Source organism: Cohnella sp. (assembly GCF_041641335.1).
GTDB lineage: Bacteria > Bacillota > Bacilli > Paenibacillales > Paenibacillaceae > Cohnella.
Genome location: NZ_JBEPYQ010000074.1, coordinates 23,975 through 34,481 on the forward strand (window position 1 = coordinate 23,975; position 10,507 = coordinate 34,481).

Sequence of the window (10,507 nt, forward strand, 5' to 3'; positions counted from 1 at the left end):
TTGGGTACGGATGCTTCAATATTCCATTAAAAGAATCCTGATGGCGATCCCTGTCGTCGTGTTCATCTCCTTCATCGTCTTCTATATCATCCAGCTTCCTCCCGGCGACTACGTGTCCAGCTATTCGGCGCAGATGACCGCCGCGGGCGAAGTGATGACCCAGGAGGACATGGATCAGATGAGGGCGAACCTGGGGCTGGACCGGCCGGTCTACGAGCAGTATGCGATCTGGATCAAGAAAATCGTGCTGCACGGCGACTTCGGCTTCTCCTTCAACTACAACAAGCCGGTGCTGGACGTCGTGAAGCAGTATATGGGGCTTACCCTCGTCGTCTCGCTGGTCACGATGGCGTTCCAATACCTGGTGGCGATTCCGATCGGCATCTATACCGCCGTCAAGCAGTACTCCGCCGAGGACTATTTCTTCTCTGGCATCAGCTTCCTGGGAATGGCGACGCCCAACTTCCTGTTGGCGATCATCCTGATGTATCTGTCGTACACCTGGTTCGGAGATCCTCTGCTCGGCCTGTTCTCCAACGAGTACGTCAACGCGCCCTGGTCGATGGCCAAGCTGATGGATTTGCTCAAGCACCTCGTCATTCCGGTCATCGTCATCGGACTCGCCAGCACGGCGGATCTGATCCGGGTCATGAGGGGCCAGATGCTCGACGAGCTGAACAAGCCCAACGTCGTCACGGCGAGATCCAAAGGGCTGTCCGAGGCGAAAATTCTGTTCAAGTACCCGACGCGGGCCGCGCTCAACCCGATCGTCAGCACGTTCGGCTGGTCGCTGTCCTCGATCTTCACGGGCTCGACCATTACCGCCATCGTCTTGAACTTGCCGATTCAGGGGCCGGTCATGTACAAAGCCCTGCTAGGCCAAGACATGTATCTGGCCGGATCGTGGCTGCTGTTCATGGCGCTTCTGACCGTTCTGGGGACGCTGATCTCGGACATTCTGCTGGCATGGCTCGATCCAAAAATCCGCACAGAGTTCAGGGGTAACTAGCCGATGAGAACAATACCGGTATTCAGGAGAACTAGAACGCAGACGGCCAAGTCCGCCGCGGCCAAGGACATCCAGATCAGCTCGCAGTGGCGTCTCATCTACCTCAAGTTCAAGAGGCACAAGCTGGCGCGAATCAGCATGTACGTGCTGGGCTTCCTGTACCTCGTCGCTTTGTTCGCCCAGTTCATCGCGCCGTACGGCTTGCAGAGCTACGACAGCAAATACGTGAACGCGTCCCCGATGACGATCCGATTCATCGACTCGGAAGGCAAATTCCATCTTCGGCCGTTCGTCTACGAGCTGAAGTCGGCGCGCGATCCCGAGACGATGCGCAAAATATTCGTCGCCGATCCGGAGAAGCGATATTCGCTGCAGTTTTTCGTCAAAGGGGAGGAATACAAGTTCCTCGGAATGTTCTCGACGACGAGGCACTTGTTCGGCGTCGAGGAGCCGGGGCGGCTGTTCCTGCTCGGCACGGACGCCATGGGCCGGGACATGTTTTCCCGGATCGTGCTCGGCAGCCAGATTTCGCTCAGCATTCCGCTCGTCGGGGTAGGCATCAGCTTTGTACTGGGTCTGATCATCGGCGGCATATCCGGCTACTTCGGGGGATGGATCGATTCGATTATCCAGCGGATTATCGAGATTATCCGCTCGTTCCCGACGCTTCCGCTGTGGATGGCTTTATCCGCCGCCATACCGCCGCGAATTCCGATCGTTACGATGTATTTGTATATCGTTATCATTTTCGCTTTTATCGGCTGGACCGATCTGGCCCGCGTCGTGCGCGGGAAATTCATCTCGCTCAAAAACGAAGATTACGTCGTCGCCGCGAAGATTGCCGGAGTAGGCAACACGAAGATTATCGTCAAGCATCTGCTGCCTGGCTTTCTCAGCTACTTGGTCGTGGCCACGACGCTCGCGATTCCGAACATGATTCTCGGGGAGACGGCGATGAGCTTCCTCGGGCTTGGCATACGCTCGCCCGCGACGAGCTGGGGCGTGCTGCTGCAGGAGGCGCAGAAGATCGAGAACGTCGCGTTGTACCCGTGGAAGCTCATTCCGCTGGCCTTCGTCGTTCTTACAGTGCTTGCGTACAACTTCCTGGGCGACGGACTGAGGGACGCCGCCGATCCGTACAAAAAATAGCCCATTCTGAGGCAAGCGAGGGGATAGCATGACGACGCAAACGGTGCAAGCCGCGCAGACGGGCAAGGACGGCCAGCCTCTGCTGTCCGTGCAGGATCTGAAAATCCGCATCAAAATGGACAACGGGACCATGCACGCGGTGGACGGCGTGGATTTCGTAATCAAGCGAGGGCAGACGCTCGGTCTCGTCGGGGAATCGGGCTGCGGCAAAAGCTTGACGAGCCGGGCGATCATCGGCATTAATCCGAAGGAATGCGAGACGACGGGGAAGATCGTGTACGACGACGAATCCGACTCCGATCTGGACCTGCTGGCTCTCGATCCGAAGGGCAAGCGCATCCGCTCGATCCGCGGACGCAAAATCGCGATGATCTTCCAAGAGCCGATGACCGCTTTCTCTCCGATGTATACGATCGGCAACCAGATCGTGGAGGCGATCCGCACGCATCGCACCAAGAACAAGAAGGAAGCGAAGAAGATCGCGCTGGAGATGCTGGGCAAGGTCGGCATCTCGGATCAGGAGAAGCGGTTCGACCAGTATCCGCACGAATTTTCCGGCGGGATGCGCCAGCGGGCGATGATCTCGATGGCGCTGTCGTGCAATCCCGAGCTGTTGATTGCTGACGAGCCGACGACAGCGCTCGACGTCACGATCCAGGCGCAGGTGCTGGAGCTGATGCAGGCGCTGCAGCGCGAGTTCGGCATGGCGATTCTGCTCGTGACGCACGACCTGGGCATCATCGCCGAGATGTGCGACGAGGTGGCGGTCATGTATTTGGGCAAAATCGTCGAGCAGGCGCCGGTGAAGGAGCTGTTCTACAACCCGAAGCATCCGTACACCAAAGGGTTGATGAAGTCGATGCCGCGGCTGGGCGGAGAGAAGAGCGTCCGGCTCGAATCGATCGAAGGCTCGGTTCCGATGCCGATCGACATGCCGCCGATGTGCGGCTTCTACGACCGCTGCAAGGACCGGATCGAAGGGGTATGCAACGCCAGGGCCGTACCGAAAACCTATATTTCCGATCAGCATACGGTCAGGTGCTTCCTGTATACGGGTCGGCAGGAAGGAGAACCGTCATGACCAAGTCCATTCTCGACGTCGTCCGTCTGGGCAAAAGCTTCGAAGTGAAGTCCAAAAAGTCGCTATGGGCCAAGCCGGCCCGGGTGCAGGTGCTGCACGACATCTCGTTCCGGCTGCTGGAGGGCGAGACGCTGAGCATCGTCGGGGAGTCCGGCTGCGGCAAAACGACGCTCGGACGATGCATCGTAAGAGGAATGCCGGCCTCCTCCGGCGAAGTGAATTATCATGCCGAGAGCGGGGAAACGATCGACTATTTGAAGCTGAAGGGCGATAGCGCGAAGAAGTATCGCAAAGACATTCAGATGATTTTCCAGGACCCGTATTCCTCCCTGAGTCCGAGGATGAGCGTGTACGACATTATCGCCGAGCCGCTCATCGCCAATTTCAAGCTGAAAAAATCGGAAATCGAGGACAAAGTCGCGGAGATCGCCGGCAGGACCGGACTTAACGTCAGCTACTTGCAACGGTATCCGCACGCTTTCTCCGGAGGGCAGAGACAGCGCATCGCCATCGCTCGTGCGCTTATTATGCAGCCGCGGCTGATCGTCTGCGACGAAGCGGTGTCCGCCCTGGACGTCTCGATCCAGGCGCAGATCATCAATCTGCTCAAGGACCTGCAGGAGCAATACCGAATCACGTATATTTTCATCTCGCACGACCTGTCCATCGTTCAGAACATTTCGGACCGGGTGGCGGTCATGCACCTGGGGAGAATCGTGGAGCTGGCGTCGACCGAGTCGATGTTCTCCCGGCCGAGGCATCCGTACACGGAAGCGCTGATGTCGGCCGTCCCGCAGCCCGACCCGGAACGCAAGAAAGACAGAATCATCCTGGAAGGGGAGGTGCCGAATCCGGCCAATCCGCCGAGCGGCTGCCACTTTCATCCGAGATGCGCGTATAGAACGGAGAGATGCGCCCGCGAACTGCCGGAGCTTCGCGAAGTCGGAGACGGGCATTACGCGGCGTGCCATTACGCCGAGCAATTGAATCTGAGAGGGGTACGACATGGAGAAGCCGAATAAGCTTGACGCGGAGCCGAAAAAACTGATCATTTTTATGGATTGCGGAGATACGATTGTCGACGAGGGGACGGAAATTCGGGACGAGGAAGGGACGGTCATCAGCGGCAACGTCATTCCGGGCGCGGACGTGGCGGTCAGGACGCTTGCGGAACGCGGCTACCGATTGGCGATCGTCGCCGACGGCACCGCTCAATCGTTCAAAAATCTGCTGACCTCAAATGGCCTGTACGATTGCTTCGAAACGTTGATCTATTCGGAGCCGATCAAAGCCGTCAAGCCTAGTCCGCGCATGTTCAAGGCGGCGATCGGGGCGATGGATTTGACCGAGGAGGATTGTTCGCGGATCATTATGGTAGGAAACAATTTGAGCCGGGACGTCCGGGGCGCGAATCAGATGGGCATCACCAGCGTATTCCTGAGCTGGACGCCGAGGTATCCGAAGCAGCCGGCGGACGAGTGGGAAGTGCCGAATTATACGATCGCCAGCCCGCTGGAGCTGATCGATCTCGCGGAATCGCTGAACGAACGAATAGCCGTTACGGGTTGAGAGGATGTAAGCGGAACGATGGCCAAGATCGACGATGTCGCCCGCAGGGCGGGCGTATCCAAAGGAACGGTCTCCAACGTGTTCAGCCAGAAGAGGCCGACGAGCAAGAAGGTGACGGACAGAGTACTGAAAGCGTCCCGGGAATTGAACTACGTGCCGAACCATATCGCGCGCAGCCTCGTCACGAAGAAGACGATGGCGATCGGACTGACGCTGCCCCACGGCAATTTCTTCTTCAGTTCTTTCCACACTCAGTTCATCAACGGGGTCGTTCTGGAAGCGTCCGCTTTGGGCTACAGGGTGCTTCTGGACACGATCTCGGCCAAGGAAGTCAAGACGCCGACGCTGGCCAGCTATCCGATCGACGGAGCGATCGTGCTCGGCCCGACGGAGGAAGACGAGCGCATTCGGATGCTCCATCAGCACCGAATTCCGTTCGTCACGGTCGGCAAAATCATGAACGCGGACATTACCGACGCGCTGACGGTCAACAGCGACAACGAGCGGATTATTCGCGACATCGTCGGGTACTTGACCGGTCTGGGCCATCGCGATATTTTATTTCTGAATGCCGGCAAGCGCATGACGGTCGCCGCCGAACGCACGGAGGCTTTCGTGAACGCGCTCGCCGAGCGGGGGATCGAGACGCTGCCGCATATGATCCATTACAAGCCGCCCATCGATTCGAATGAATACATGAAGTACGGCTACGACGAGACCGCGCACGTGATGGGCGCGCTCAAGACGAAGGTGACGGCGGTTATCGCCGACGACGACCGCACCGCGCTCTGCGCGATGAACGCGATCAAGGATGCGAGGCTGAGCGTGCCGGAGGACATCTCGATGTTCGTCATTTGCGGCGATCAGTCGATGATGCATCAGACGACGCCGGCTTTGACGGGCATGGATCTCCAGCCTTCGGAATTGGGCGTCCGGGCCGTCCGGCTGCTCATGCATCGGCTCGGCGTCCTCGAAGGCGAGTATTCGCGCAATTGGATCGTGGACAGCCCGATCATCGTCCGCCATTCGTGCTCGCCGGTCCGATCCGAGCTTTCCCCGCAGCAGTAGGAAGGAGAACGTGCAATGGAACAAATAGCGGATTACGCGGCCGCGTTTTTCTCGGAGTACGAGCTGTACTTCCGCATTCTGATCAGCGCCGTGCTCGGACTGTTGATCGGCTTCGACCGAACGCACAAGAACAAGCCGGCCGGGGTCAAGACGTTCACGTTCGTGACCGCTGCGTGCGCCCTGATCACCATCGTGTCGATCGAAAGCGTGGAAGTATACAGCCATTTGCACGACCGGACGATGATGGACCCCATGCGGCTTACCGCCCAGATCGTGACCGGGCTGGGCTTTCTGGGGGCCGGCTTGATCATGAAGTCGGGCTTCGAGGTGAAGGGGCTGACGTCGGCTTCCATGATTCTGTTCGCTGGCGGGGTGGGCATCGGCATCGGCGCGGGCTTCTACGGAATCGTGCTGTTCACGATCGCGGTGCTCTTCGTGCTCGTCCGGGTCGGAGGTTGGATCGAGAAGTGGGAGCATGACAAAACGCTGGCCAAATCGCCAACCAGATCGCAAGCCAAATCGAAGAATGATTCGCCGGATTGAGGGGCTTCCAAGCCCCTCTTTATTTTCAGTCTAGACGGTCGGGACAATGCGGTGTATCATCGACAAGGTGCGATACACTGGAACTAGAGAAGGGCTGGAGAAGAAGCAGGCTATGCTACAGAGATTAAAGACAACCTGGTTTTCCAACATAAGAGCGGACGTGCTGGCGGGGATCACGACGGTTCTCGCGCTCATTCCGGATTCGCTGGCGTTCGCGTTCATTGCCGGAGTCAATCCGATGATCAGCATCTATTCGACGATCTGCATCCTTCTGCTGATCTCGTTCTTCGGCGGGCGGCCGGGGATGGTGTCATCGACGGCGGGCTCGATGGCCGTACTGATGACGGCGCTTGTGGCCCGGCACGGCGTGGAATATTTGTTCGCGGCCACCATTCTGACGGGCGTTATCCAGTTCGGGATGGGCGCTATGAAAATGGGGCGTTGGATGAGCTTCGTTCCGCATTCCGTCATTACCGGATTCATCAATTCGCTGGCGATTCTGTTGTTTATATCCCAGATCCGATATTTCGAGGGACAGTCCTGGCCCATGTATGCGATGGTCGCGGGGACGCTGGCCATTATTTACTTGTTCCCCAAGCTGACGAAAGCCGTCCCGTCTCCGCTCGTCGCCGTCGGCGCGATGACGGTTGTCGTCTTCGCCGGACAGATGGGGCTGAGCACGGTCGGAGACTTGGCGACGATCGAGCCGACGATTCCGTGGCTGCATCTTCCCGCCATTCCGTTTACATGGGAGACGCTGTGGATTTTGCTGCCGACCTCGCTCTCCTTGGCAGTCGTCGGCTATTCGGAGACGCTGCTGACGCAGACGATCATCGACGAGATGACCGAGGAGAAGACGAGCAAAGACAAGGAGCTTAGAGGACAGGGCATCGCCAATACGGTCACGGGCTTCTTCGGGGGAATGGCCGGCTGCGCGCTGGTCGCGGAATCCGCGATCAACGTCAAGGTCGGCGGCCGCGGCCGCCTGTCCACGCTCGTCGCGGCGCTGGCGCTGCTGGCGCTCGTCTTCGCGCTGCGCGACGTGCTGAACGCGATTCCGATCGCCGCGTTGGTCGGCGTGATGTTCATGGTGTGCATAGAAGTATTCGATTGGGGGTATTTGCGCGACATCAGACGCAAGCCGCTGGCCCATACGTTCATTATGACCGTCACGGTGGCCATCGTCGTCGCCACCCACGATTTGGCGATCGGGGTGCTCGTCGGCGTTCTGTTGAGCGCCCTTCTCTATGCGTATCGTTCGGCGACCAAGCTGGACATTCGCGACGAATTGGACGGCGAGGAGCGGGTATACCGGGTGAGGGGCCAGCTGTTTTTCGTATCGAGCGACAAGCTGATGGACCGGATCGATTTTAACGACGAGACTCCGAACGTGTGCCTGGACCTGACCGCCAGTCAGGTGTGGGATCACTCCGCGGCGAAGACGCTGGAGAAGATCGTCGTTCGGCTGGAAGGCAAGGGGAAGAAGGTGCGGGTGCTGCGGCAAGAGGCCGACTCCCATGCGGAGCCGGCCTGATCATGGCGGAGGGGGGCGCGTCGTGATCAGACGCCGCGCAGCCGATATTCCGTCGGACTGCAGCTGTTTTCCCGGCGGAAAGCTTTGGCGAAATGGTTCGTGTCGGCGTATCCGACCCGTTCCGCCACTTCTTTGACCGACAGCGAGGTTGAGCGCAGCAGCTCCCTCGCTTTTTGCATTCTCCTGCGGTTCATGTATTTCAGCGGAGATACCGCGAAATGCTTATTGAAATAACGCACGAGATAATTCGGATGCAGATGGACGTGCTTGGCGAGCTGCTCCAGCGTGACGGGTTCGGCCAGATTTTCCTCGATATACCGTTCGATCAGGTCGAGCCGCTGCACGTCGGACGACCGGCCTGGAAGCACGCGGATTTCCGTACCCGCTTCCGTCAGCAGCAGCGAGAGGAGCTCGAGCAGAACGGCTTTCTCCCGAATGCGCGAGAGGAAGGCGCCGTCCGCGTGCAGCGCGGCCAGCTCCTCGAACAACGCTTTCCACCTCTCATGCTGAAGGGCGTCGATACAGTGGGGAACGTCGAACCATTGGAACAAATCCAATTCGCCGATCGTAGCCGTAAAATGACACCAGTATTTTTCATAGGTATTGTCGCTGATGACGGAATAGGACTGCTTTACGTTCGCGGGCATAAAGACGAGTTGGCCGGGTCCGGGAGAGTATTCGGCATTCCCGATCTTCACCCAGCCTTCTCCTTCGCAAATATAATACAGCTTATTGTAATCGGGCACGTAATCGAGCTCCCGCCAGTGGGACGTACAGCGTGTATAGTAGGCGTCTATCGGCTGAACCTTCAAGTTGCGAAGCAGTTCGGAAAAATAGGCGGAGCGGTCGTCAAGCGGCACTTGTCGGTCACCTCGAATTAGTTAATCCTATCCCCATAAAGGCTAATTGCCAACCTTGTTGATTATATCAGATGGTTGCTAATCTAGGGATATCCGAACAAGAGGAGGCGCCGGCGAGATGACAAACTACGGCCAGCAGATCAAGGAACGAACCGAATGGTTTCTGAACGACCGCTTCGGCATGTTTATTCACTGGGGATTGTACGCGATTCCGGCTCGGGGAGAATGGGTCAGGAACGCGGAGAGAATCAGCAACGAGGACTACCGGAAATATTTCGAAGAGTTCAACCCGGACAAATACGATCCGAAGGCATGGGCGAAAGCGGCCAAAGCGGCCGGCATGAAGTACGCCGTGCTGACGGCCAAGCACCACGACGGCTTCTGCCTGTTCGACAGCAAGCTCACCGACTATAAGTCCACGAACACGAAGTCGGGCCGCGATCTCGTGCGCGAGTTTCTCGACGCCTTCCGCGCGGAAGGGCTGAAAGCGGGGCTGTACTACTCGCTGATCGATTGGCACCACCCCGACTATCCGGCTTACGGGGACCGTATTCATCCGATGCGTGACGACGAAGCGTACAAGCGCGATCCGGCGACGTTCGACCGGTATTTGGACTACATGCACGGGCAGGTTCGCGAGCTGCTCACCGATTACGGCAAGCTGGACGTCATGTGGTTCGACTTTTCCTACGACGAGATGAAGGGGGAAAAATGGCGCGCGACCGAGCTGATGGAGATGATTCGCTCGCTGCAGCCGCACATTATCGTCGACAATCGGTTGGAGGCGAGCGGCGAGGAAGGCGGTTCGATCTATACGGACGAGCCGAGCTTCTATTCCGGCGATTTCGCTTCGCCGGAGCAGATCATTCCTCCGAGCGGCGTCGTGAACGAGAGCGGGGAGTCCATTCCGTGGGAGGCATGCATTACGCTGAACAACAACTGGGGCTACGCCGCCGCGGACAAAACCTACAAATCGGCGAAGACGGTCATCCGCAAGCTGGTCGAATGCGTCAGCAAAAACGGCAACCTGCTGCTGAACGTCGGGCCGGACGCGAGAGGGGAAATTCCGGAAGAGTCGCTTCGCATTTTGGACGGGATCGGACAGTGGATGGCGCGCAACGGGGACAGCATCTACGGATGCGGTCAAGCGGGGCTGCCGAAGCCGGATTGGGGCCGTTACACGAGAAAAGGAAATAAGCTCTACGCGCATCTGTTCGAAGAGAGCATCGGCCCGGTCAATCTGGCGGGGCTCGCCGGGAAGATCAAGCGGGCGCGGCTGCTGGCCGACGGGTCGGAGCTGTTCGTCTCCCGCCCGTGGAACGCCGCCATGTATCCGGACGACGCCTTCTTCAACTTCGCCCAGCCCGAGCATTTCACTTATCCGCTTCCGGACGATCGCGACACCGTCGTGGAAATCCTTCTGGACGAAGATAACGGCTAAAGTTAACCGGCCTCGCCATCGCATGGATAAGCACCAACAGGCGCCCCCGTTAATAGGCTATCGCATGAGGCTTAGACGGGGGCGCTGCCAATGGGCGGATTCAACAATCGTACGGCGATTTTCCTGGCGGCGGTGTGCAGCCAAACCTACGCGCAATTCAATGATCCGAGCGGGGCGTTCGTCGTTCCCCGCCCGTTCGAGTTCGTCGGGGACATCCGAGCCAGATCGCTGCTCGGAGTGCCCGAGAGGTTCG

The 10,507-nt window shown here is 58.4% G+C and carries 10 protein-coding genes; 9 read left to right on the forward strand and 1 reads right to left on the reverse strand.

What is annotated here, in order from left to right:
- The first annotated feature begins 10 nt into the window (after positions 1-10).
- The 8 genes from ACESLM_RS21725 (at position 11) to ACESLM_RS21760 (ending at position 7,953) form a co-directional block, all read left to right on the forward strand.
- Complete coding sequence (locus ACESLM_RS21725; RefSeq protein WP_372634214.1) at positions 11-1,009, forward strand: ABC transporter permease; 999 nt, start codon at positions 11-13, stop codon at positions 1,007-1,009.
- Positions 1,010-1,012: 3 nt separating this feature from the next.
- A complete protein-coding gene (locus ACESLM_RS21730; RefSeq protein WP_372634217.1) occupies positions 1,013-2,158 on the forward strand; it encodes an ABC transporter permease in 1,146 nt (381 codons plus the stop codon).
- A gap of 28 nt (positions 2,159-2,186) precedes the next feature.
- A complete protein-coding gene (locus ACESLM_RS21735; protein ID WP_372634220.1) occupies positions 2,187-3,239 on the forward strand; it encodes an ABC transporter ATP-binding protein in 1,053 nt (350 codons plus the stop codon).
- On the forward strand, positions 3,236-4,261 hold the full coding sequence (locus ACESLM_RS21740; protein WP_372634222.1) for an ABC transporter ATP-binding protein: 1,026 nt from the start codon (positions 3,236-3,238) through the stop codon (positions 4,259-4,261). Before ACESLM_RS21735 ends, ACESLM_RS21740 begins: the two co-directional genes overlap by 4 nt.
- Complete coding sequence (locus ACESLM_RS21745; protein ID WP_372634225.1) at positions 4,245-4,808, forward strand: HAD family hydrolase; 564 nt, start codon at positions 4,245-4,247, stop codon at positions 4,806-4,808. The genes ACESLM_RS21740 and ACESLM_RS21745 overlap by 17 nt, the downstream gene beginning before the upstream one ends.
- A gap of 18 nt (positions 4,809-4,826) precedes the next feature.
- Positions 4,827-5,876: a LacI family DNA-binding transcriptional regulator gene (locus tag ACESLM_RS21750; RefSeq protein WP_372634227.1), complete on the forward strand. Its 1,050-nt coding sequence runs from the start codon at positions 4,827-4,829 to the stop codon at positions 5,874-5,876.
- Between the two features lie 15 nt (positions 5,877-5,891).
- Positions 5,892-6,419, forward strand: coding sequence for an MgtC/SapB family protein (locus tag ACESLM_RS21755; protein WP_372634231.1), 528 nt, complete (start codon positions 5,892-5,894; stop codon positions 6,417-6,419).
- 112 nt (positions 6,420-6,531) lie between these two features.
- Positions 6,532-7,953, forward strand: a complete 1,422-nt coding sequence (locus ACESLM_RS21760; RefSeq protein WP_372634233.1) for a SulP family inorganic anion transporter — start codon at positions 6,532-6,534, stop codon at positions 7,951-7,953.
- A gap of 26 nt (positions 7,954-7,979) precedes the next feature.
- Here ACESLM_RS21760 and ACESLM_RS21765 read toward each other — a convergent pair whose 3' ends face one another.
- Positions 7,980-8,813 carry an AraC family transcriptional regulator gene (locus tag ACESLM_RS21765; protein ID WP_372634235.1) on the reverse strand — a complete coding sequence of 278 codons (834 nt, stop codon included), beginning with the start codon at positions 8,811-8,813 and terminating at the stop codon, positions 7,980-7,982.
- 118 nt (positions 8,814-8,931) lie between these two features.
- Between ACESLM_RS21765 and ACESLM_RS21770 the strand changes: the two genes are divergently transcribed.
- Entirely contained in the window at positions 8,932-10,254 is a 1,323-nt protein-coding gene (locus ACESLM_RS21770) for an alpha-L-fucosidase (protein WP_372634238.1), read from the forward strand.
- The last annotated feature ends 253 nt before the right edge of the window (positions 10,255-10,507 follow it).